This is a genomic window from Pseudomonas sp. R151218B TE3479, assembly GCF_053629195.1.
The window spans coordinates 2,938,729-2,960,120 of sequence record NZ_JBRJHV010000001.1 but is presented as its reverse complement, the minus strand read 5'-3'; the positions used below and the strand labels follow the sequence as shown (position 1 = coordinate 2,960,120).

At 61.8% G+C, this 21,392-nt stretch carries 22 protein-coding genes; 13 read left to right on the top strand and 9 right to left on the bottom strand.

Annotated features, from left to right (window positions below; all coding sequences use genetic code 11):
* Positions 1 to 14 precede the first annotated feature (14 nt).
* Positions 15 to 641, bottom strand: coding sequence for a TetR/AcrR family transcriptional regulator (locus AB7M32_RS13270; RefSeq protein WP_454250148.1), 627 nt, complete (start codon positions 639 to 641; stop codon positions 15 to 17).
* Positions 642 to 821: 180 nt separating this feature from the next.
* On the opposite strand from AB7M32_RS13270, the gene AB7M32_RS13265 reads away from it, so the two are divergent.
* The 6 genes from AB7M32_RS13265 (at position 822) to ppnP (ending at position 8,728) form a co-directional block, all read left to right on the top strand.
* On the top strand, positions 822 to 2,612 hold the full coding sequence (locus tag AB7M32_RS13265; protein WP_454250147.1) for an acyclic terpene utilization AtuA family protein: 1,791 nt from the start codon (positions 822 to 824) through the stop codon (positions 2,610 to 2,612).
* A 226-nt stretch (positions 2,613 to 2,838) separates the two neighbouring features.
* Positions 2,839 to 4,455: a geranyl-CoA carboxylase subunit beta gene (gene atuC, locus AB7M32_RS13260; protein WP_454250146.1), complete on the top strand. Its 1,617-nt coding sequence runs from the start codon at positions 2,839 to 2,841 to the stop codon at positions 4,453 to 4,455.
* Positions 4,456 to 4,497: 42 nt separating this feature from the next.
* Positions 4,498 to 5,655, top strand: coding sequence for a citronellyl-CoA dehydrogenase (gene atuD / locus AB7M32_RS13255; RefSeq protein WP_454250145.1), 1,158 nt, complete (start codon positions 4,498 to 4,500; stop codon positions 5,653 to 5,655).
* A 119-nt stretch (positions 5,656 to 5,774) separates the two neighbouring features.
* Entirely contained in the window at positions 5,775 to 7,745 is a 1,971-nt protein-coding gene (locus AB7M32_RS13250; RefSeq protein WP_454250144.1) for an acetyl/propionyl/methylcrotonyl-CoA carboxylase subunit alpha, read from the top strand.
* 62 nt (positions 7,746 to 7,807) lie between these two features.
* Positions 7,808 to 8,350: an exonuclease domain-containing protein gene (locus tag AB7M32_RS13245; protein WP_072407977.1), complete on the top strand. Its 543-nt coding sequence runs from the start codon at positions 7,808 to 7,810 to the stop codon at positions 8,348 to 8,350.
* A 93-nt stretch (positions 8,351 to 8,443) separates the two neighbouring features.
* Positions 8,444 to 8,728 (top strand): pyrimidine/purine nucleoside phosphorylase, encoded by a 285-nt coding sequence (ppnP, locus tag AB7M32_RS13240; RefSeq protein WP_003183665.1) that lies wholly within the window; start codon positions 8,444 to 8,446, stop codon positions 8,726 to 8,728.
* A 231-nt stretch (positions 8,729 to 8,959) separates the two neighbouring features.
* Here ppnP and AB7M32_RS13235 read toward each other — a convergent pair whose 3' ends face one another.
* Together AB7M32_RS13235 and AB7M32_RS13230 are read right to left on the bottom strand one after the other, a co-directional pair.
* On the bottom strand, positions 8,960 to 9,769 hold the full coding sequence (locus AB7M32_RS13235) for an MOSC domain-containing protein (RefSeq protein WP_454250143.1): 810 nt from the start codon (positions 9,767 to 9,769) through the stop codon (positions 8,960 to 8,962).
* A gap of 71 nt (positions 9,770 to 9,840) precedes the next feature.
* Positions 9,841 to 10,764, bottom strand: a complete 924-nt coding sequence (locus tag AB7M32_RS13230; protein WP_053120553.1) for a chemotaxis protein CheV — start codon at positions 10,762 to 10,764, stop codon at positions 9,841 to 9,843.
* 478 nt (positions 10,765 to 11,242) lie between these two features.
* Here AB7M32_RS13230 and AB7M32_RS13225 point away from each other — a divergent pair, with 478 nt between their 5' ends.
* The 3 genes from AB7M32_RS13225 (at position 11,243) to AB7M32_RS13215 (ending at position 13,484) form a co-directional block, all read left to right on the top strand.
* A complete protein-coding gene (locus tag AB7M32_RS13225) occupies positions 11,243 to 11,713 on the top strand; it encodes a hypothetical protein (protein WP_072407983.1) in 471 nt (156 codons plus the stop codon).
* Between the two features lie 221 nt (positions 11,714 to 11,934).
* Positions 11,935 to 12,828: a sensor histidine kinase gene (locus AB7M32_RS13220; RefSeq protein ID WP_454252134.1), complete on the top strand. Its 894-nt coding sequence runs from the start codon at positions 11,935 to 11,937 to the stop codon at positions 12,826 to 12,828.
* Positions 12,825 to 13,484, top strand: a complete 660-nt coding sequence (locus AB7M32_RS13215; RefSeq protein ID WP_072407987.1) for a response regulator — start codon at positions 12,825 to 12,827, stop codon at positions 13,482 to 13,484. Before AB7M32_RS13220 ends, AB7M32_RS13215 begins: the two co-directional genes overlap by 4 nt.
* Here the strand turns inward: AB7M32_RS13215 and yegS are convergent.
* Positions 13,468 to 14,385 carry a lipid kinase YegS gene (yegS, locus tag AB7M32_RS13210; RefSeq protein WP_072407989.1) on the bottom strand — a complete coding sequence of 306 codons (918 nt, stop codon included), beginning with the start codon at positions 14,383 to 14,385 and terminating at the stop codon, positions 13,468 to 13,470. The genes AB7M32_RS13215 and yegS overlap by 17 nt on opposite strands.
* A gap of 316 nt (positions 14,386 to 14,701) precedes the next feature.
* Here yegS and AB7M32_RS13205 point away from each other — a divergent pair, with 316 nt between their 5' ends.
* The gene (locus tag AB7M32_RS13205) at positions 14,702 to 15,010 is read left to right on the top strand and encodes a hypothetical protein (RefSeq protein WP_256573775.1); all 309 of its coding nucleotides are present in this window, start codon (positions 14,702 to 14,704) and stop codon (positions 15,008 to 15,010) included.
* 58 nt (positions 15,011 to 15,068) lie between these two features.
* Here AB7M32_RS13205 and AB7M32_RS13200 read toward each other — a convergent pair whose 3' ends face one another.
* Together AB7M32_RS13200 and moaB are read right to left on the bottom strand one after the other, a co-directional pair.
* A complete protein-coding gene (locus AB7M32_RS13200) occupies positions 15,069 to 16,256 on the bottom strand; it encodes a molybdopterin molybdotransferase MoeA (RefSeq protein WP_454252133.1) in 1,188 nt (395 codons plus the stop codon).
* A 22-nt stretch (positions 16,257 to 16,278) separates the two neighbouring features.
* Positions 16,279 to 16,818, bottom strand: a complete 540-nt coding sequence (gene moaB / locus AB7M32_RS13195) for a molybdenum cofactor biosynthesis protein B (protein WP_053120541.1) — start codon at positions 16,816 to 16,818, stop codon at positions 16,279 to 16,281.
* A gap of 78 nt (positions 16,819 to 16,896) precedes the next feature.
* Here moaB and mobA point away from each other — a divergent pair, with 78 nt between their 5' ends.
* Both mobA and AB7M32_RS13185 read left to right on the top strand, forming a co-directional pair.
* Positions 16,897 to 17,499, top strand: coding sequence for a molybdenum cofactor guanylyltransferase MobA (mobA, locus tag AB7M32_RS13190; RefSeq protein ID WP_072407997.1), 603 nt, complete (start codon positions 16,897 to 16,899; stop codon positions 17,497 to 17,499).
* A gap of 74 nt (positions 17,500 to 17,573) precedes the next feature.
* On the top strand, positions 17,574 to 17,795 hold the full coding sequence (locus AB7M32_RS13185) for a YgdI/YgdR family lipoprotein (protein ID WP_003199454.1): 222 nt from the start codon (positions 17,574 to 17,576) through the stop codon (positions 17,793 to 17,795).
* 77 nt (positions 17,796 to 17,872) lie between these two features.
* Here the strand turns inward: AB7M32_RS13185 and AB7M32_RS13180 are convergent, their stop codons facing one another.
* The 3 genes from AB7M32_RS13180 to AB7M32_RS13170 all read right to left on the bottom strand — a co-directional run bounded on the left by AB7M32_RS13180 (position 17,873) and on the right by AB7M32_RS13170 (position 19,489).
* Positions 17,873 to 18,763: a pseudouridine synthase gene (locus AB7M32_RS13180; protein ID WP_454250142.1), complete on the bottom strand. Its 891-nt coding sequence runs from the start codon at positions 18,761 to 18,763 to the stop codon at positions 17,873 to 17,875.
* Between the two features lie 72 nt (positions 18,764 to 18,835).
* Entirely contained in the window at positions 18,836 to 19,156 is a 321-nt protein-coding gene (locus AB7M32_RS13175) for a hypothetical protein (RefSeq protein ID WP_060738522.1), read from the bottom strand.
* A gap of 93 nt (positions 19,157 to 19,249) precedes the next feature.
* Positions 19,250 to 19,489, bottom strand: coding sequence for a glutaredoxin family protein (locus AB7M32_RS13170; protein WP_072408001.1), 240 nt, complete (start codon positions 19,487 to 19,489; stop codon positions 19,250 to 19,252).
* 189 nt (positions 19,490 to 19,678) lie between these two features.
* On the opposite strand from AB7M32_RS13170, the gene AB7M32_RS13165 reads away from it, so the two are divergent.
* Positions 19,679 to 21,391 (top strand): cation:proton antiporter, encoded by a 1,713-nt coding sequence (locus tag AB7M32_RS13165; RefSeq protein ID WP_454250141.1) that lies wholly within the window; start codon positions 19,679 to 19,681, stop codon positions 21,389 to 21,391.
* The last annotated feature ends 1 nt before the right edge of the window (position 21,392 follow it).

Below are 21,392 nucleotides of genomic sequence, written 5' to 3'. Positions count from 1 at the left end.
AAAGCGCCGCTCGATTATTGTTTTTCTTCAAGCACCAGGATCAGGGCCTGTTCGGCCAGCTCATCGAGGCTCAGGCTGCCTTCGGCGCGAAACCAGGTGGTGGTCCAGGACAACGCCCCCGTGAGAAACCGCCGGGTAATGGACACGTCCCCGCGAATATACCCGGCCTCCTTGGCCTGGCCCAGGACCTCGAGCCACAAGTCTTCATAAGTATCACGCAAGGCCAGCACGTGCCGCTGTCCGTCCGGCGAGAGCGAACGCCATTCATAGACCAGCACCGCCATGGCCTCGCCAGTGCCGCCCATGATCGACTGCAATTCGCAGCGAATCAGCGCCAGCACCCGCTCGCGCACGCTGTCGGCCTCGGCCAGGGCCGCACGCATCAATGCGGTGTTGTAGCAGATGGTTTCTTCCATCACCGCCCGCAGGATGTCGTCCTTGCTCTTGAAATGGTGAAAAATGCTACCCGACTGGATGCCCACGGCACTGGCCAGGTCGCGTACCGTGGTGCGCTCGAAGCCCTTGTTGCGAAACAGGTGGGCGGCGGTCTGGAGCAGTTTGCCGCGTGCACTGTCCGGGTCGGTCAGTTGCCCGTTGTCGACCAGCTCACGCATCACGCCCTGGGCTTTTTGCTCGTCCACCCATTCTCTCCTACAGTCGATCAACCAACGCGCCGCCACTGCACAGCAAACCATCGGTGGCGCGGGCAATTTAAGCCGAGCGAAGCAGCCAAGCAAGCGCTCGGCCAGAAGAACTGGCGGCCATTTACAAACCAAGCGCTTGCTTGGTAGTCTCGAATCACCTTTGCCGGAGGGAACGCCATGTCCAAAACGATCCGAATCGGTTGCGCCAGCGCCTTTTGGGGCGATACCTGCACGGCGGCGGCGCAACTGGTCAAGGGTGGTGCGCTGGATTACCTGGTGTTCGACTATTTGGCCGAAGTCACGATGTCGATCATGGCCGGGGCGCGCCTGAAAGACGCTTCGAGCGGCTATGCCACGGACTTCGTCGAGGTCCTCACCCCGCTGCTTCAGCGTTTGCAAAACGATGGGATCCGCGTCATCAGCAACGCCGGCGGGGTCAATCCCCAGGCCTGTGCGAAGGCTCTGCAAGCCGCCTGCGATCAGGCCGGCGTAGCACTGAGGATTGCCGTGCTGCTGGGCGATGACCTGCAACCGCAACGTGAACGGCTCGCCGCCCAGGGCATCGGCGAGATGTTCAGCGGCGAGCCCCTGCCTCCCGCGTGTGTGTCCATCAACGCCTACCTCGGCGCGCCCGGCATCGTCGAGGCGCTGCGCCTGGGCGCCGATGTGGTGATCACCGGCCGCGTGGTGGACAGTGCCGTGGTCAGCGCCGCTCTGGTGCATGAGTTCGGCTGGGCCTGGGACGATTACGACAGATTGGCCCAAGCCGCGCTCGCGGGGCATCTCATCGAGTGTGGCGCCCAGTGCACGGGCGGTAATTTTACCGACTGGCAGGCAGTGCCGGATTACGAGCACATCGGCTTTCCCATCGTCGAAGTCAGCGCCGATGGCCAGTTCATTGTCACCAAGACCGAAGGCAGTGGCGGGCTGGTTACGCCGCTGACCGTCGGCGAGCAGTTGCTCTACGAAATCGGCGACCCGCAAGGCTACCTGCTGCCCGACGTGATCTGCGATTTCAGCCAGGTCAGGTTGATCCAGCAGGGCAAGCACGCCGTGCGCGTCCAAGGGGCCAGGGGCCTGCCGCCCAGCGATCGGTACAAGGTCTGCGCCACCTGGCTGGACGGATGGCGCTGCACCGCCACCTGCCTGATCGCCGGCATCGATGCGGTGGCCAAGGCCGAACGGGTCAGCCAGGCGATCATCGCCAAGACCTCTCAGCTGTTGCACCAACGTGGCTGGGCGCCCTACAGCGAAGTGAACGTCGAACTGCTGGGCAGCGAAGCCACCTATGGCCAGCACAGCCAGCGCCGGGACAGCCGTGAGGTGGTGATCAAGCTGGCGGTACGGCACCCGGATAAACAGCCGCTGGTGCTGTTTTCCAGGGAAATCGCCCAGGCCGCCACTGGCATGGCGCCGGGACTGACCGGCCTGGTCGGTGGCCGGCCGACGGTGTCGCCGTTGATTCGCCTGTTCTCGTTCCTGATCGACAAAACCACTTGCCGGCTCGACATCGAACTCGACGGCCAGCGCCACCCTTGCCCCCTGCCCGCTTTCGAACCGCTGCATACCACCGATCTGCCGATCGCCCCGGCCCCGCCCAAACCCCAGGGTCGGGCCGACGCCAGCGTGCCACTGATCAAACTGGCGGTGGCGCGCTCCGGCGACAAGGGCAACCACAGCAACATTGGCGTGATCGCCCGAGCCCCCGAATACCTGCCCTGGATCGCCGAGGCGCTGACCCCGGAGGTGATGGTCGACTGGATGAGCCACGTGCTCGACCCGCTGCTGGGCCGGGTGGAACGTTGGTACCTGCCGGGCACCCACAGTTTGAATTTCCTGTTGGAAAACGCCCTCGGTGGCGGCGGTGTCGCCAGCCTGCGCATCGACCCCCAAGGCAAGGCGTTCGCCCAGCAGTTGCTGGAGATTCAGATACCGGTGCCGCAACACATTGCCGATGAGGTCGGCTAAGGGCGGTCGCCATGCTAGTCAGTCGAGCAAATGACCAACCTGTTGAATTGAACCTGTGGCGAGGGGATTTATCCCCGCTGGGCTGCGCAGCAGCCCCAAAGCAGTCAACTCATTTTTGCCTGACACACCAGGTCGCACGCATTTTGGGGCCGCTTCGCAGCCCAACGGGGATAAATCCCCTCGCCACAGGGTTCTACGCCAATCCGGTCCAACACGAGGAGTCTGCATGCCGGTCATCGAATCGCACCTGGATCCCCACAGCGCTGACTTCGCACGCAACCACGCGGCGATGCTGGCCGGTGTCGAACAACTGCGCCAACTCGAACGGGCCATGCTGGCGAAAGCCGCCCAGGCCCAGGGCAAGTTCGACCAGCGCGGCCAACTGTTGCCACGCCAGCGCCTGAACCTGCTGCTGGACCCTGGCGCACCGTTCCTCGAGCTGGCGAGCCTGGCCGGCTACAAACTCCATGACGACAAGGACGGCAGCCAGGCCGGCGGCGGCCTGATCGCCGGGATCGGCTACGTGTCTGGAGTGCGGGCGCTGGTGGTGGCCAACAACAGCGCGATCAAGGGCGGCACCATTTCCCCCAGCGGTTTGCACAAGACTCTGCGCTTGCAACAGATCGCCATGGAAAACAAACTGCCGGTCATCACCCTTGCCGAAAGTGGCGGCGCCAATCTCAATTACGCTGCGCAGATTTTCGTCGAAGGCGCGCGCAGCTTCGCCAATCAGGCACGTATGTCGGCCATGGGCCTGCCGCAGATCACCGTCGTGCATGGTTCGGCCACGGCCGGTGGCGCTTATCAGCCGGGTTTGTCGGATTACGTGGTGGTGGTGCGCGACAAGGCGCGGCTGTTCCTGGCCGGGCCGCCGTTGCTCAAGGCCGCGACCGGCGAAGAGGCCAGCGAGGAAGAACTGGGCGGTGCGCTGATGCACGTGCAGGTGGCCGGCACCGCCGAATACTTGGCGGAGAACGACGCCGATGGCATACGCCTGGCCCGGGAAATCCTCGACTCGCTGCCCTGGAATGCACAATTGCCGCCCCAGCCCGAACGGACCTGGACGGAGCCGCTCTACCCCGCCGAGGAATTATTAGGACTGGTGCCCGACGACCCGAAGAAGCCCTATGACGTGGGGGAAATCATCGCCCGCATCGCCGACGGCTCGCATTTCCTGGCCTTCAAAAGCGAATTCGACACCCAGACGATTTGCGGCCACCTGCACATTCGCGGCCACGCCTGCGGCCTGATCGGCAACAACGGCCCCATCACGCCACAGGGCGCGGCCAAGGCCGCGCAATTCATCCAGTTGTGCGATCAGAGCCGCACGCCGTTGCTGTTCTTGCACAACACCACCGGCTTCATGGTCGGCACCGAGTCGGAGCGACAAGGGGTGATCAAGCATGGCGCCAAGATGATCCAGGCCGTGGCCAATGCCCGGGTGCCCAAGCTGACCGTCGTGGTGGGCGGCTCCTATGGGGCCGGCAACTACGCCATGTGCGGCCGCGGGCTTGACCCGCGCTTCATCTTCGCCTGGCCCAACAGCCACACCGCCGTGATGGGCGGCGCCCAGGCCGGCAAGGTCCTGCGGATGGTCACCGAGGCCACGCAACTCAAGAACGGCCTGAGCCCCGACCCGAAGATGCTGGACCTGCTCGAGCAAACCACCGCGCAGAAACTCGACAGCCAATCCACCGCCCTCTACGGCAGCGCCAACCTGTGGGACGACGGGCTCATCGACCCACGTGACACCCGCACACTGCTGGGCTACCTGCTGGACATCTGTCACGAAGCCGAGCAGCGCCCCTTGCAAGCCAACAGCTTCGGCGTGGCCCGTTTCTGAGCGCAGCCCCCAGGGAAATAATGATCCAGGAGAACAATAAAAATGATCTTCACCCAGGAACACGAAGCACTGCGGCGCACCGTCCGCCAGTTTGTCGACCACGACATCAATCCCTACGTCGACGAATGGGAGCGGGCCGGGCGTTTCCCTATCCACGAGATTTTCCGCAAGGCCGGCGAGCTGGGCCTGCTGGGTATTTCCAAGCCGCAGGCCTTCGGCGGCATGGGCCTGGACTACAGCTATTCGATCGTCGCGGCCGAGGAATTCGGCACGATTCATTGCGGCGGCGTGCCGATGTCTATCGGCGTGCAGACCGACATGTGCACCCCGGCCCTGGCCCGTTTCGGCTCTGACGAGTTGCGTGAAGCGTTCCTGCGCCCGGCCATTCGCGGCGAACAGGTGGGCTGCATCGGCGTCTCGGAAGTCGGTGCCGGCTCCGACGTCGCCGGCCTCAAGACCACGGCGCGCAAAGACGGCGACGACTACGTCATCAACGGCAGCAAGATGTGGATCACCAATGCGCCGAGCGCTGATTTCATTTGCTTGTTGGCCAACACCTCGGACGACAAGCCCCACGTCAACAAATCGCTGATCATGGTGCCGATGCGCAGCCCCGGCATCAGCCTCGGCCAGCACCTGGACAAACTCGGCATGCGCAGCTCGGAAACCGCCCAGGTGTTCTTCGACGACGTGCGGGTGCCACAACGCAATCGCATCGGCCAGGAAGGTGCCGGGTTCATGATGCAGATGCTGCAATTCCAGGAAGAACGCCTGTTCGGCGCGGCCAACATGCTCAAGGGCCTGGAGCATTGCATCGACAGCACCATCGCGTACTGCAAGGAGCGCAAGACCTTCGGCACGGCCCTGATCGACAACCAGGTGATCCACTTCCGCCTGGCGGAACTGGCCAGCGAAATCGAATGCCTGCGGGCGCTGGTCTACCAGGCCACCGAGCAGTACATCCACGGTCAGGATGTCACGCGACTGGCCTCGATGGCCAAGCTCAAGGCCGGGCGCTTGGCCCGGGAAACCACCGACAGTTGCCTGCAATACTGGGGCGGCATGGGCTTCATGTGGGACAACCCGGTGGCCCGGGCTTATCGCGACGTGCGGCTGGTATCCATCGGCGCCGGCGCGGACGAAATCATGCTGGGCATCATCTGCAAGCTCATGGGCATTTTGCCGGGGAAGAACAAATGAGCGGTTTGCCTGACAGGCCCCTATCGCGAGCAAGCTCGCTCCCACATTTTCACCGTTCACTGTGGGAGCGAGCTCGCTCGCGATGAGGCCCGAACAAACACCCCCCCAGGAATGACCCCATGCCCGCCTTCAGCAAAATCCTCATCGCCAACCGCGGCGAAATCGCCTGTCGCATCCAGCGCACCGCCCAGGCCCTGGGTTATCGCACGGTGGCGGTGTTCAGCGAGGCCGACGCCGATGCGCTGCATGTGCGCCTGGCCGATGAAGCCGTGCTGATCGGCCCGGCCCCGGTGCAGCAGTCCTACCTCGACCCCTTGGCCATTCTCGAGGCGGCCCGGCGCAGCGGCGCCGATGCGATCCACCCCGGCTACGGCTTCCTTTCGGAGAATGCGGGGTTCGCCCACGCCTGCGCGCAGGCCGGCCTGATTTTCATCGGCCCCAGCCCCGAGGCCATCGAGTTGATGGGCAGCAAGCGCCGGGCAAAAATCGCCATGATCCAAGCCGGTGTTCCCTGCATCGCCGGTTACCAGGGCGCCGCCCAGGACGACGACACGCTGCAGCGCGAAGCCGGGTGCATCGGCTACCCGCTGATGATCAAGGCCAGTGCCGGTGGCGGCGGCCGCGGCATGCGCCTGGTCCAGCGCGCCGAGGACCTGCTGGAGCAGTTGCGCAGCGCACGCTCGGAAGCCCTGCACGGCTTCGGCAGCGACGAGTTGATCCTCGAACAAGCCTTGATCGATCCGCGGCATGTGGAAGTGCAGATCTTCGGCGACCACCACGGCCAGTTGATCCACCTGGGTGAACGGGACTGCTCGATCCAGCGGCGCCACCAGAAAATCATCGAGGAAGCGCCCTGCCCGGTCATGACCGCCGACCTGCGCCGGGCCATGGGCGAGGCGGCACTCAAGGCGGGACGCGCCGTGAATTACGTCGGTGCCGGGACCGTGGAATTCCTGCTCGCGGCCGACGGTCGGTTTTACTTCCTGGAAATGAACACACGCCTGCAGGTCGAACACCCGGTCACCGAGTTGATCACCGGCCTGGACCTGGTGGCCTGGCAATTGGACGTCGCCGCCGGCAGGCCGCTGCCCCTGCGCCAGGAGCAGGTGACGCTCAGCGGCCATGCCCTGCAAGTGCGGTTGTACGCCGAGGACCCAGCGGCGGATTTCCTGCCTCAGACCGGGCGCGTGGTTGGCTGGGAGCCCCCCATCCACGACGGTGTGCGAGTCGACCATGGCCTGCTGCAGGGCCAGGCCATCACGCCGTTCTACGATTCGATGCTGGGCAAACTCATCGTCCACGGCGCCACCCGCGACGAAGCACGCCGCAAACTGTTGCGAGCGGTGGAGGATTGTGTGCTGCTTGGGGTCCAGAGCAACCAGCGCTTGCTCGCCGGCTTGCTGGCGCATCCGCAGTTCATCGACGGCGACTTCAGCACCGGCTTCATCGGCCAATATTTTGTCAATCATGCGGCGCTTCTGCCCGTTGAGCCCTCGCCCGAACAACTGGCTATCGCCACGGCGGCGTTTTATCAGGCATCGCAGGCACGGCATGCACCCGGCCTGGGCGGATGGCGCAACAGCATCGGCACAGCGCTGCAGTATCGGATCGGCGTCGGGGAGCGCGACTGGATGCTGAGCCTTGAAACCGAAACCGACGGGACACTGAACATCCACAGTGCCGGGCGCTTGATCGAACTGAGGCTGCTCGACGTTGGTGCCCAGGGCGCAACGCTGGTCATCGACGGGATTCGCCAGGGCCATGCCTGGCGCCTCGAAGGCCACGATCTCTGGCTGTCCACCCGCCCCGGCGGCCTGCACCTGCAAGACCGGACCCTGGCACCCGTCGCCAGCAAGGCCAGCGCCGGTGCCAGTACGCTCTTGGCGCCCATGGACGGTGCCATTGTCGAGGTACTGGTCAGCGAAGGCAGTCCGGTGCGCCAAGGCCAACTGCTGATGGTGCTCGAAGCGATGAAAATGGAGCACCCACTCAAGGCAGGCATCGATGGGGTGGTCAGGCAATTGCAGGTCACACAGGGCGATCAGGTGAGAAAACGCCAGGTTTTGTTGCGCGTTGAAACAGCCCACTAGTCGGATGCCTGGGGTTTGACTACGCTCAAACCCATCAGCACGCCGATACCGGGAACATTGCAATGCCTCACTGGCTGGTGATTGATCTGGAGGCCACCACCGATGAAGGTGGCTGGCCGGTAACCGAAATGGAAATTATCGAGATCGGCGCCACGCTGGTGAGTCGTGACGGCCGCGAAGTGGATCATTTCCAGCGCTTCGTGCGTCCCCTGAGACGACCACTGCTCACGCCTTTCTGTCGCGAATTGACCCACATCACCCAAGCCAATATCGACGGCGCCGCGCCCTTGACCGAGGTCTGGCCGGCGTTCGAGCGCTGGCTGGCGCCGTATCATCCGAAGCTGGAAAGCTGGGTCAGCTGGGGCGACTACGACCGCAAGCAACTGCTTCAGGAATGGCAGCGCCAGCAGTTGCACAGTGTCCTCGCCCAGGTGCCGCACATGAACCTCAAGCAACGCTTCGCCAAGGCCCGTCGGCTGGAACGACCGCTGGGGCTCAATGGCGCGTTGCAACTGGCCGGCCTGCAATTTTGCGGGCAACAGCACCGCGCCTTGGAAGACGCCCGCAATACCGCGCGGTTGTTGCCCCTGGTGCTCCCGGGTTGAGCGGCGCTCGCCTCCCGGCGCGGCAGATGACGAATGTTGCAGCCTTGTGCATACTGGCCGGCCTTTTTCAGCCCCTTTTTCGAGGAATCGCCCATGTTTAAAGTCAACGAGTACTTCGACGGCACCGTCAAGTCGATCGCTTTTGGCACTGCCGAAGGCCCCGCGACCATCGGCGTCATGGCACCGGGCGAATATGAATTCGGCACGGCCCAACGGGAAATCATGCACGTCGTCTCCGGCGCCCTGACCGTGAAGCTGCCCGACAGCACCGACTGGGAAACCTTCGCGGCCGGCAGCCAGTTCAATGTACCGGCCAACAGCAAGTTCCAGCTCAAAGTGGCTGTCGACACCGCTTACCTGTGTGAATACCGCGGCTGAGCCTGCCCACACAGCCCATGGATGTAGGAGCTGTCGAGCGAAGCGAGGCTGCGATCTTTTCCCGAGCACTTGAGTCTCAAGCGAAAGATCAAAAGATCGCAGCCTTCGGCAGCTCCTACAGTGCTGCTCACGGGAGCAAGCTCCCTCGCCACAAAAAGCTAGAAAAGCTGTTGCCTGATAAACAAAAATGCCCGCGTCCAATGACACGGGCATTTTTATTCACGGTTCTTTTTATTCGAGCACTTCAACCGGCATGCCGACTTCAAGCCGACCGTCGCTGTCGTTGACCAGGTTCTGGCCGAACATCGCACCGTCCGGCGTCGAACGGTATTGCTGCAACGTGGCAAAGGGTTCGCGATTCGGATCGCGCTCGCCGGTGTGCGGATCGACCGTGGTCATGATGCAACGCGAGCAGGGCTTGACCAGCCGGAACTCCACCGCGCCGATACGAATACGCTTCCAACCGTCCTCGGCGAACGCCTCGCTGCCCTCCACCACCAGGTTGGGACGAAAGCGCAACATCTCCAGCGAGCGGCCGACCCGGCTCGACAGGTCCTGCAATGAGGCCTGGCCAATCAGCAGCAGAGGGAAACCATCGGCAAAGGCGACCTTGTCGTCATCCTTGCCATAACCGGCGGCGGTGGTACGCGCCAGTTCCACCGGCACATGCACCAGCCGCGTGGGGTTGCCGATGAATTCGCTGACCCAGGCCGCAGCCTCATCACCGGCATCCGGCACACGCAAGGTGTCACGCCAGATGATCACGCCGCGCCGTCGCTCTTGCTGGGTGGGTGGCAGCGGCACGTCGATGGCGCCATGGCCCGGCGCGCTGAGCGTCAGGCCACCCGCCTCGTTCCACAAGGCAGAAAGCTGGCTCATCTTCGCCACGGCGCGCTGGGTCAGGAACCGTCCCGTCCCCTCATCCACCAGCATCCAGCGCCGATCACCGTCCAGCCCTAGCTTGTCCAGGCCGATTTGCTGCAGGGGCTGACCCTTGCCGGACTTCAACGGATACCGATACAGCGCGCTCAGCCGCAACATGGTCAACTTCCCCGGTGGCAAAAAAATGCCACCTTATACGAGCCGGCCATTGAAGCAAACCACCATTGGTTTCAGTCGAGCATCAGCCGCTGGCGCACCACGTCGACCAGCTTGTCCGGCTGGAATTTGGAGAGGAAGTTGTCGCAACCGACCTTCTTGACCATCGAATCGTTGAAGCTACCGGACAGCGAGGTGTGCAACACGACATAGAGCCCACGCAAACGCGGGTCGTTGCGGATCTCGGTGGTCAAGCGGTAGCCATCCATTTCCGGCATTTCCGCATCGGTGAAGATCATCAGCAATTTGTCGGTCATGACCTCGCCGGTATCGGCCCAGGCCTTGAGCATGTTCAGGGCCTTCAGGCCGTCGCTGGCGATGTGCATTTTCACACCCAGTTGACCCAGGGTGTCGCGCAATTGCGAGAGCGCAACGTTGGAGTCGTCCACCAGCAGCACTTCGCGGCCACGGGCGCGTTCCAGCACCGGGTCTTCGAGTTTGTCCCGGGAGACCTTGGCGTTGTACGGCACGATTTCGGCCAGGACTTTTTCCACGTCGATGATTTCCACCAACTGATCGTCCACCTTGCTGATGGCGGTCAGGTAGTGCTCGCGGCCAGCGCTGGTCGGCGGTGGCAGGATGGCTTCCCAGTTCATGTTGACGATGCGGTCGACGCCGCCCACCAGGAACGCCTGAACCGAACGGTTGTATTCGGTCACGATAATGGTGCTGTTGGCGCCCGGCACCAGCGGACGCATGCCAATGGCCTGGGACAAGTCGATCACCGGCAGCGTCTGGCCTCGCAGGTTGACCACGCCGCACACGAACGGGTGGCGTTGCGGCATCAGGGTCAACTTCGGCAGTTGCAGGACTTCCTGGACCTTGAACACGTTAATGGCAAACAACTGCCGACCCGCCAGGCGAAACATGAGAATTTCCAGGCGATTCTCACCCACCAGTTGGGTTCGTTGATCTACTGTGTCGAGAATGCCGGCCATCGATGACTCCTGGGCTTGTTCGGATGAATCCAATAAAACCGATATCGGCCGCACGAGCCGAATCTTGACCCCGGATAAAATACACACAGGGAATTGATATCACATTAACATCATGCTTTACTGGCTTCACGATTTCATCTGCCATTTACCCCGCCGCGCGACTTCGGTTTGCGCACTAAGTTCCCCTGCCTAAGGGATTCCCCTAGGCACAATCAGGTCCAACCTGATATTCCCGTTATCCAATAGCCATTAATGTGACGCCATTCTCATTGCTGAACGGAGTCAGGCTTTTGTACGCGACCACAGGACATCGGACCTGCAGCCTTTCGGCCGATTCCACCCGTGTAATCGTTTACGAATTCACCTTCGCTAAACAGCACGGGCGTGTCGTCGCGCGTCCGTCCGCGGTCGACCTTGAGATCCAGCCGTTCGCCATACGCGGTTTCCTTTCGCCTGACATGATGTTGTGGAGATAAGCATGCCGAACGATCGTAGGAACTGGAATCAACGTCTTCCCGAATTTCTGATCGAGGCCGAGACACTGCTGGCCAAGTCGGAGGAGTGCCTGAGCCATCTGCAATTGATCAACAATGACAAGGACGCAATCGATTGCATGCTCAGCACCTTGCTGAAACTGGCAAACAAGGCCAATGCCTTGGCGCTGGAAGCCGTTTCGGAGTTTTCCCTGCATATCCATGGCTTGCTCAGCCATGCGCAAAACCACATGGAATTGCATGACCAGGCCCTGGATGCCTTGAAGGATTGCTTCACCCTGATGGCCTGGCAATTGGAACTGGTCGATCACACCACCGGCCAGTTGAGCCTGGACAACAGCGAACAAACGTCCTTGATCGAGGCATTCGCTTTCCAGGTCGGCCAGAGTCCCGACCAGGCATTGGCCGCGTCACGTCCGCTGGCGTTGGTGTCTTACCCCCAGAAACAAGCCTGATACGATGGCAATGCGCCTGCTCCCCAGTTGCTTTCACGGCACCATGCCGAGCGCGACCAACGATAGGCGAAGTGGTACTATCTCCCGCGTCAGCCACTTCCAGGCAGCGCCGTAGTAGCTGCCAACCGAAGCTGCCTTCGACCTGAAACGTTTACCCGACCCGGCCTGTCAGATGCGCTGACCGGCCTGCCCGCAGCGAACATTCATTGGCTCCATCCGCTATGCACGCCAGCCTCAAGTCATTCATCACCTGGCCTCCCTCCCGAGAAAACGCCCGTCGCTTCACATTATCACTGTGCATGTGCTCGACCCTCGGCTGCCTGCTGACCTACCTGTACGCCCACACGGTGCCGCTGGGCCTGCTGGCCGTGAATGTCGCGGCCCTGAGCTGTGTCTGGATCCACCATCGATTGTCGCGCAAGTCCATCAAGTTCCAGCCCCAAGAATTGGCCGACCGGTTGCTCGAGGTCCAGGAGAATGAGCGCCATCGGCTCAGCCGCGAATTGCACGACGACATTGGCCAATTGCTGACCGCGGCGAAACTGCAAGGCGAATGGCTCAAGCGGCGGATGCCGGAGGAATTGCAAGGTCAGTGCGCGCTCCTGTGCGAGACCCTGGACGAAACCCTCAACAAGGTCCGTGACGTATCGGCGATCCTCAACCCCAGGGAACTGGCCAGCCTCGGGCTTGAGGCCAGCCTGCGGGCGCACCTGCTCAAGACCCTGGCCAACGTCCCGGTGAAGTGGAGCCTCGATTGCCAGCAGCGCATGACGGGTATCCCGGAGGAGATGTCGGTCGCGGTGTTCCGGATCACCCAGGAAGCGGTCACCAACATCTTGCGCCATGCCCGGGCGACGAATCTGCTGGTACGCCTGCAACGCCTGCCCGACGGCCTGACCCTGCTGATCAGCGACGACGGCCAGGGATTTGTCCCGGCCAGCCACCCCGCTCGCGAAGGTCAACGGGGCATGGCCGGCATGTCGGAGCGGGTCGAACAATTGGGCGGCACCCTCAAGGTCGTGAGCGAGGCCGGCAAAGGCACGCACATCGAAGCACGCTTTCCCTGGGCACCGCGTGCCCTGGAGCGAGCCAGTAAGAATAAGGTTTTCCTTTGATTTGTAATTTGCTCCTGGTCGATGACCACTCCCTGATCAGGGCCGGCGTACGAGCCCTGGTCATGGATATCCCAGACTATGCCGTGATCGGCGAAGCCAATGACGGCACACAATTGGTGGAGCTGGTAGAACGACTGAACCCCGACATCGTGCTGCTGGATATTTCCATGAAGGACACCAGCGGCCTGGATGCCTTGCAACAGCTCAAGCGGGTGCGCCCCCACAGCAAGGTGCTGATCCTGTCGATGCATACGGATCCTGCGCTGATCATGCAGGCGCTGGAATCAGGCGCCCATGGCTACCTGCTCAAGGACACCACCGCCACTGAGCTGAAACACGCCCTGCAAGCGCTGCGCAATGACGAACGCTACCTGAGCCCGGCCATCGCCCACACGGTGATCAACCAGGCGCTGACCCGCGTCCAGAAACATCAGCCAGACCCTGCCCAGGCCCATAACCTGACGGCACGCCAGCTGGAAATTCTGCGGCTGATCGTACGAGGCAAGTCCACTCGGGAAATTGCCAATGGGCTGAACCTGAGCGTCAAGACCGTGGAAACCCACCGGGCGCAAGTCATGAAGCGCTTGCAGATCCATGACGTGGCCGGTCTTGTGCTGTTCGCGGTGCGTGAGCAAATCATCAGCCTGGATGACTGAGCGCCGTCGCGCCGCCCAACAGCGGCGAATCGGACGGCAGGTGTAGCCGAAGCGCCTTAGGGCGGACAGTGAAGCGCAGGGTGTCGACCTGCAACGGCTCGCCATCGAGATTGATGTCCAGGCCTTGCGCGACCTTGATTTCCACCCATGGCAAGCGCGCACGGACAAACATGTTGTCGATGCCCAGGCCGCCTGCGAGCAAGTCCTTCAACGTACTGACTACTTCCTGGGGCGCCGGCAGGATGCTGATGTCCAGCAAGCCATCATCCGCTAACGCTTGCGGGCACAGCACATGTCCTCCCCCCGCCTGCCGGCCATTACCGATGCCCAGCGCGAGCAAATCGCCCTGCCAGTAAAAATCGGGGCCCTGCAACTCACCATAGGCGGTACTCAGTTCACTGAATCGAGACAGGCCCGTGAACAGGTAGGCGGCGCCGCCCAAGACCTTCTTGAGATCCTCGGAGGTGTTCGCCGTCACCTGGCTGCCAAAACCGCCGGTGGCCATGTTCAGGAAAATCCGCCCGCTGACCTCACCCACATCAACGGTCTGCGGCGCAACGTCCAATAGATCCAGGGCCTGCGCAGGTTCCAACGGAACACCAGCCGCCCGGGCGAAATCATTGGCCGTGCCCAGCGGCAGCAGTACCAGGCTGGCATCGCTGGACTTGTGGACGATCGCTTCGGCGATATCACGCAAGGTTCCATCACCGCCACCGGCGATCAGTCGCGTATAACCGGCATCCAGGGCTTCATCGACGCATCGCTGGGCATCACCGGCTTCCCAGGTCAACCGTACCGCCAGCTCCCAGCCCTGTTCGCGCTTGAGCATCACTGCCGAGCGAACCTCTTCGTTGAGCGCTTGCTTGCCATGCAAAATCAACAGCGCCTTGCCTTTGCTCATCGTGGTCTCCGTCATTGGAAGGTTCAGGCATGGGACCGCTCATTCGAGCGAAAAAGCCCCGTGGACATCAATTTATTAGAAGAGCAGGACTGCTCGCCTGATCGACACGGCCTGATTCGAAGAGTTTTCTTACAAGATCTGGCGAATCAGCTCAATTGACCCTCTAGCGGTATTAAGACACCTTGGCTTCATGTTTTGCTGGATCATTTAAACCCTCATCACACAAGGAAGCACTCTCCCATGGATGGATACGTCACGGCCCGCAGGGGCCGGAACAGTCGCTCGAACAGTTATGGCCAAGGGGATGGACCGTCCCATGCATAACCGTGAATACAAGCTGTCGCCCGGGCAGCTCGCGTCCTTTGGAAGCGGGCGGGCCGATACTCGAAACGAATGCAAAAGTTGCAGTAATCCCGTTGGAGGAATTGATTTGGAACCGCGCGTCGTTGAACTGGAAACCCACCTCAAATACATCCGCAAAGACATGGAAGAAATACGCACCGACGTCAAGGTGATCCGCCACAGGCTTGCCTATTCGGCTGGCGCCGCGGCGGTGGTGCTCGGTCTGCTGGGCTGGATTGCCAATAATCGATTCGATCAGTTGGTGATGCTGCTCACGCGATAAAGGTGAGGCGCGCAAAGGCCCGGGCGTCCAACTCGGGCCGGAGAACACCTGCCAGGTGCTAGCCCAGAACTTCGCTCAAGGGAATGAAGCCCACCTCGTCGCCCTCCACCAGCGTCTGTCCTTCGAGCACCTCGACCAACCCGTCGGCCCAGGCCGCGCTGCGCAGGACACCTGAGCTCTGATTTTGGTAGATGATCGCTCGACCATTCTCCATACGGCCTCGCAGGTATTCTCGGCGACTGCCCGCCTTTGGCCAGGCGAAACCGGCCGGCACCTTGAACTTGAGCGGCGCCACCGACTGAACGCCTTGGCGTCTCAATAGGTAAGGCCTTGCCAGCAGGGCGAACGTCACGAGGGTCGAAGCGGGGTTTCCAGGCAGGCCTATGACCGGCACGCCACGGTAGTGCCCGAACGTCAACGGCTTACCCGGTTTGATGGCGAGTTTCCACAGCGCCAGCTCGCCGTCCTCGCGCAAGGCGATACCCAGGAAGTCCGCCTCTCCCACCGATACCCCCCCGGTGGACAGGATCAGATCGACATCTGACAACTGTGCCAGGCGCTCACGGGTGGCCGACAAATCGTCGGGCAGGATACCCGCGTCAACCACCTCACAGCCCATACGCTTTAGCCAGCCACACAGCAGCACGCGGTTGCTGTTATAGATCTGGCCAGGACCCAACGCCTGACCGGGCTCGACCAGTTCATCTCCCGTGGACAGGACGGCGACGCGGGCCTTGCGCACCACATCCAGCGATGCACAGCCCAAAGATGCCGCCAAACCCAGCTCGATCGGCCCCAGGCGAGTCCCGGCGGAGAGGACTTGCTCGCCAACGGTGGTCTCCTGTCCCTGGGGGCGAATGTTCTGCCCACTGACCATGGGTTCGGTAAACCGCACCCGCTGGTCGCTTTCAACCACGGCGTTTTCCTGCATCTCGACGCAATCGGCTCCGGCAGGGACTGGCGCTCCCGTGAAGATCCGCGCGCAGGTACCAACGGCCAGCGGCTCCGGAGCCTGGCCGGCAAAAATCCGCTGGCTGACCACCAACGGCTCGCCGTTCCAGTCCGCCAGCCGCAAGGCATAGCCATCCATGGCGCTGTTGGGCCATGGCGGCAAATCAAGGGTCGATACCAGATCCTCGGCGAGCACTCGCCCTGACGCCGCGGCCAAAGGCAAATGTTCACGCTGAACGATCGGCGTCGCCGCCGCCATCTCGAGCAGTCGCTCCAACGCCACCTCAACGGCCATCAAGGCGCCGGCCTTGCCCGGTTTACCCACGGGATTCACAAGGGGCTGCCTGTTTCAAATGGGCCACGAAGTTGCACGGACGATGCCGCACATCCAATTGTTCGGCCAGGATCCCATCCCATCCGGTACGCACCGCGTTGGTCGACCCTGGCAGGCAACATACCAGCGTGCCATTGGCCAAGCCCGCCAGCGCCCGGGACTGCACAGTGGAAGTGCCAATGTCGGCCACTGATATTTGCCGGAACAACTCGCCAAACCCATCGACTTGCTTGTCCAGCAGACACGTGACGGCCTCCGGCGTGCTGTCACGCCCCGTGAAGCCGGTGCCGCCGGTGATCAGCACCACTTGCACTACGTCTTCGGCAATCCAGGTCGCGACTTGCGCCCGGATCTTGTACAAATCATCTTTGAGCAGAACCCGCGCCGCCAGATTGTGGCCGGCCGCCGTGAGCCGATCGACGAAGACCTGCCCGGACGTATCGGTTTCCAGGGTTCGGGTGTCACTGACTGTCAGCACCGCGATATTGAGCGGCACGAAAGGTACATCAGCCTTGGCTTTCATAGGCTCGTCCAGTTGTGGAGGAAACAGCCCGGTGTTATATCACAGCGCTTCATTTTTTCGCCCGTGCGGAGACACGCCATGACCTCGATTACGCCGCTGCCATCCTGTTCCATTCTGCTCTTGGCGGGTGGCCGCGGGCAACGCATGGGCGGCCAGGACAAAGGCCTGGTGCAGTGGCAAGGCGAACCGCTGATTGCCCATATCCATCGCCAGACCCGCGCCATGAGCGATGACCTGATCATTTCCTGCAACCGTAATGCGCAACGTTATGCACCGTATGCCGATCAGTTGGTGCATGACGAGGAAGGCGACTTTCCCGGGCCACTGGCGGGCATCCGGGCAGGTCTCAAGGCTGCGAGGCACCCGTATTTGCTGGTGCTGCCGTGCGACGTGCCGCAAGTCGATGCAAACCTGCTCGACAACATGCGCAGGACGGCCAGCCAGCACCCCGATCAGCCATTGATGGTGCGGCACGGCGAGCATTGGGAACCGCTGCTGTGTGTCATCCCGTTGGCCCTGGCAGCGAGCTTCGAAAAAGCCTGGAGCGAAGGTGAACGCAGCCCCGGTCGGGTTATGCGCGCGCTGCACGCCGTTGCCTTGCAATGCCCTGCCGACGATCCGCGGCTGGCCAATCTGAACACCCCGGAGTTGCTGGCGCGACATAAAGGCGTGTCAGATTGACACTAGCCAGGAACTTGCGCGCAATGTATACGTCTGAAGGTCAGTAACTTGAAGAATCCATTCGGAGAAACACCATGACACAACGGACCCTCGCCACGTTCATGCTCGCTCTGGGCCTCGCCACCCTCGCCGGGTGCGCTTCGCCAACAGTGATCACCTTGAATGACGGTCGCGAAATCCAGGCCGTCGATACCCCCCATTACGATGAAGAAAGCGGCTTCTACGAATTCGAACAACTGGATGGCAAGCAGACTCGCGTGAACAAGGATCAGGTTCGTACCGTTAAAGACCTGTAATCTTCAACGCTACCGCCAGATACGAAAAGCCCGCAACATTTGCGGGCTTTTTTATGCCTGGTCCAAAACCATGGGCACTACCACTGCAATGTAATCTCGCTCTGGAATACACGCTCCTGGCCAGTGACCGGGTCGATGAAACGCAGCCCTTGTGCCAGTAGCTTGAGCGGGTTGGCGTAGTCATCCTCGGCGTCCCGGAGCACGTCAGGGTAAAACGGATCGTTGCAGATGCCCGCTCCCAGGGCATTCATATGCACTCGCAACTGGTGTTTCTTGCCCGTGACCGGAGACAACCCGTAGCGCCACAGGTCACCGTGTCTTTCCAGCACTTCGATGGCCGTTTCGGTATTGGGCTCGCCCGGCCCTTCCTGCATCCGAAAGAACGGCTCACCATCGATCATCCGACTTCTATGCACCCGGGGAAAGGTCAACCCAGGCAACGCGCGGGCAATGGCTTGGTAGCGTTTCTCGATCTGCCGCGTCGGGAATAACGACTGATACGCCGAACGGGTGTGCGGGTTGGCGGAAAACAACACCAGCCCGGCCGTGTGCCGGTCGATGCGGTGCAGGGGAACCAGATGCGGGTTGTCCAACCGCCGGATCAGCCGTCGCAACAAGGTTTGCTCGACGTATTCGCCCGCCGGAGTGACAGGCAGAAAATGCGGTTTGTCTGCCACTACCAGATGCTCGTCGGCGTACAGGATCGACTCCACCACCGGGATCGGCTTCTCGTCGAGTACTTCACGAAAGTAGTGGATGCGCAGGCCTTCGCGGTACGGCAAGTCGACATCAATGGCCCTGCCTTCCCCGTCCAATACCCGGCCCCGGGCGATCCGGTCCAGCCACTGCTCGCGACTGATGGTACTGAAATGCTCGCAGAGGCACTCCAGCACCGTCGGCCATGACCCGGGCGGCAGATACAGCGTACTGGCCTGATGATGAGCGGCGGAAAACGATGAACCGGACATTGAAAACTCTTAGGCGTTTTGCAGGGCGGCATTATCCGACAGTCGCACCGGTCCAGCCCAGCGATGATTGCTTTACGCCGTGACTGACGTCGATTTGGCCGCCGCTTCGGTGAACTCCTTCAGCCAGCGCAATACGTCCACCGCTTCCCAGCGACCGGGATCGTACAGCGCGTACAGCAACCCCTGGTAACCCACCACGTCCAACTGTTTGTGATAACCGGCACGCTGGAACAATGCTTCGATCTCGGCGAAACAGGTGTTGAAATGCAGTTTATTGAAAGGCGTCTTGCCTTCGGTCACCAGGCCATCCAGGCGCAGCTCCAGGACCGCCTCACGCACAACGTCCGCGGACATCCTGTTTACGCTGCTTTTCAGTTGTTCGACATTGACCAAGGGGATGCACTCCAGATAGCTGTATGAACATACAGTAACCGAAGAACGCGATTTTCGCTAATGGCCTCGTATGAAGGCAAGCCGGAAAATGGATCACCGCAGAAATGCGGCGACCCGGTCGGAGTCATCGAAAGGCCAGTCCAGCTCCGCACCAGTATCGATCCTGCGCAGAACCGGGATACGTAGCTCATAGGCTTCGAAAAAGGACTCGTTCTCGGCGATATCCACCAGCTCCACCAACAATCCATGTTCGACGAAAGGCATCAGCACCCCTTCGGCAACTTCACAAAGATGACACCCCAGGGTGCCGAACAACTGGCATTCAGGAAGCATGGCGGGTAGACCCAAAAAAGATAGACGGTCATTCTAGGCCCGCCTCGAAAAATCGTCGAGTCGCTGGTTCGCTTCCGGGGGTTTCGGTAAAACGCTGATGCAAATCACTGAACATAAATGCTTTTCCAGCGACGCTGATCGCGTTTTCCCCTCTACGCTGTGCGTTGCAGTCTTGAAACGGAGTTCCCCTTGTTTGCCAACCTGCTGATCATCCTTGCCTCGTCCCTGGTGGTCATCGCCCTGTTCAGGCGACTGCGCCTGCCACCTGTGCTGGGTTATCTCTGCGTCGGGCTCGCGGTCGGGCCTACCGCACTGGACTGGGTCAACGACAGCGAAGAACTGCCAGACCTGGCCGAGCTCGGGGTGGTGTTCCTGTTGTTCTCGCTGGGGCTGGAGTTTTCCCTGTCGAAAATGCTCGAGCTGCGCCGGGTCGTGTTCGGCCTCGGCAGCCTGCAGGTGTTGTGCTCGGGAGCGCTCCTGGCGGGATTGCTGGCCGTGTGCGGCGCGCCGGTGATCGCCGCGCTGCTGCTCGGTGCGGGGCTGGCCTTGTCCTCCACCGCCATTGTCAGCAAGGAGTTGACCAGCCTGGGCGAGATCTTCAGCAGCCACGGCCAGAACGCCATTGGCGTGTTGTTGTTCCAGGACGTCGTCGCGGTGCTGCTGTTGACCCTGGTGCCGGTCTTCGCCGGCAGCAGCGAGCACCCGTGGTACTGGGCGCTACCGCTGACCCTGGGCAAGACCCTGGTGTTGTTCGGTGGCCTGCTGCTGGCCAGCCGGCTGCTGTTGCCCCGGCTGTTCCATGAAGTGGCGGCGTCCCGGTCCGCAGAACTGTTCGTGCTGCTGGCCCTGGTGATCGTGCTGCTGACGGCATGGCTGACCCACTTGCTCGGCTTGTCCCCGGCCCTGGGGGCTTTCCTGGCGGGCATGTTGCTGGGGGAAAGCCACTACCGGCATCAGATCGAAGCCGACATACGCCCGTTTCGCGACATCCTGCTGGGGCTGTTTTTCGTCAGCATCGGCATGCTGATCGATCTGCAACTGTTCCGCGATGACGGCCTTTTGATCCTCGGATTGACCCTCGGCTTGATGCTCCTCAAGGGCTGCGTGGTCGCCACCCTGGTGAAATGGCGCGGCAGTGATGGGGAAACCGCCTGGCGCAGTGGTCTGGCCCTGGCCCAGGGCGGCGAATTCTGTTTTGCCTTGATGGCGCTGATGCAGCAGAACCGCCTCATGCCCGCCGACATCGGCGGCCTGCTGCTGGCCGCGACGTTCTGCTCGATGCTGCTGACCCCGCTGTTGCTACGTGCGGCACCACGCATCGCCGCACGCCTGCATCGCAAACCCAACGAAGAGGCGCAACTGGACCAGATCAGCGCACTCAATGCCGGCTTGTCGGATCACGTGGTGATTTGCGGCTACGGGCGCGTCGGCCAGTCCATCGGGCGCTTCCTGCGCCGTGAAGGCCAGGCGTTCGTCGCCCTGGATGACGACCCGGTGATCATCCAGGAAGCCACCGTCGGGGAAAACTGCGTGCATTACGGCGATTCGCGACGGGGTGACCTGCTCGCCGCCGTTGGCTTGAGCCGCGCCAGGCTATTGGTGATCGCAGTGGACAAGACCGACATCGCCATCGCCGTGCTCAAGGCAGCCCGGCGGGTCAACCAACAGGTACCGATCCTGGTGCGCACCCGTGACGACAGCCAATTGGCCGAGTTGCAGGCAGCCGGGGCCAGCGAAGTGGTCCCGGAACTGTTGGAATCGAGCCTGATGCTGGCGTCCCACGCCCTGATCATGCTCGGCCTGCCCGAACAACAAGTCCGGCATCATGTGGATCAGGTCCGTCATGATCGTTATCGCCTGCTCCACGGTTTTTACCCAGGCAACCAGGACAAGGAACCTTAGT

Excerpts from the sequence above, each read along its gene's own strand:
- AB7M32_RS13265 (WP_454250147.1), top strand. The coding sequence starts at position 822 with ATGTCCAAAACGATCCGAATCGGTTGCGCCAGCGCCTTTTGGGGCGAT.
- atuC (WP_454250146.1), top strand. The coding sequence starts at position 2,839 with ATGCCGGTCATCGAATCGCACCTGGATCCCCACAGCGCTGACTTCGCA.
- atuD (WP_454250145.1), top strand. The coding sequence starts at position 4,498 with ATGATCTTCACCCAGGAACACGAAGCACTGCGGCGCACCGTCCGCCAG.
- AB7M32_RS13250 (WP_454250144.1), top strand. The coding sequence starts at position 5,775 with ATGCCCGCCTTCAGCAAAATCCTCATCGCCAACCGCGGCGAAATCGCC.
- AB7M32_RS13245 (WP_072407977.1), top strand. The coding sequence starts at position 7,808 with ATGCCTCACTGGCTGGTGATTGATCTGGAGGCCACCACCGATGAAGGT.
- ppnP (WP_003183665.1), top strand. The coding sequence starts at position 8,444 with ATGTTTAAAGTCAACGAGTACTTCGACGGCACCGTCAAGTCGATCGCT.
- AB7M32_RS13235 (WP_454250143.1), bottom strand. The coding sequence starts at position 9,769 with ATGTTGCGGCTGAGCGCGCTGTATCGGTATCCGTTGAAGTCCGGCAAG.
- AB7M32_RS13230 (WP_053120553.1), bottom strand. The coding sequence starts at position 10,764 with ATGGCCGGCATTCTCGACACAGTAGATCAACGAACCCAACTGGTGGGT.
- AB7M32_RS13225 (WP_072407983.1), top strand. The coding sequence starts at position 11,243 with ATGCCGAACGATCGTAGGAACTGGAATCAACGTCTTCCCGAATTTCTG.
- AB7M32_RS13220 (WP_454252134.1), top strand. The coding sequence starts at position 11,935 with ATGCACGCCAGCCTCAAGTCATTCATCACCTGGCCTCCCTCCCGAGAA.
- yegS (WP_072407989.1), bottom strand. The coding sequence starts at position 14,385 with ATGAGCAAAGGCAAGGCGCTGTTGATTTTGCATGGCAAGCAAGCGCTC.
- AB7M32_RS13205 (WP_256573775.1), top strand. The coding sequence starts at position 14,702 with ATGCATAACCGTGAATACAAGCTGTCGCCCGGGCAGCTCGCGTCCTTT.
- AB7M32_RS13200 (WP_454252133.1), bottom strand. The coding sequence starts at position 16,256 with ATGGCCGTTGAGGTGGCGTTGGAGCGACTGCTCGAGATGGCGGCGGCG.
- moaB (WP_053120541.1), bottom strand. The coding sequence starts at position 16,818 with ATGAAAGCCAAGGCTGATGTACCTTTCGTGCCGCTCAATATCGCGGTG.
- mobA (WP_072407997.1), top strand. The coding sequence starts at position 16,897 with ATGACCTCGATTACGCCGCTGCCATCCTGTTCCATTCTGCTCTTGGCG.
- AB7M32_RS13185 (WP_003199454.1), top strand. The coding sequence starts at position 17,574 with ATGACACAACGGACCCTCGCCACGTTCATGCTCGCTCTGGGCCTCGCC.
- AB7M32_RS13180 (WP_454250142.1), bottom strand. The coding sequence starts at position 18,763 with ATGTCCGGTTCATCGTTTTCCGCCGCTCATCATCAGGCCAGTACGCTG.
- AB7M32_RS13170 (WP_072408001.1), bottom strand. The coding sequence starts at position 19,489 with ATGCTTCCTGAATGCCAGTTGTTCGGCACCCTGGGGTGTCATCTTTGT.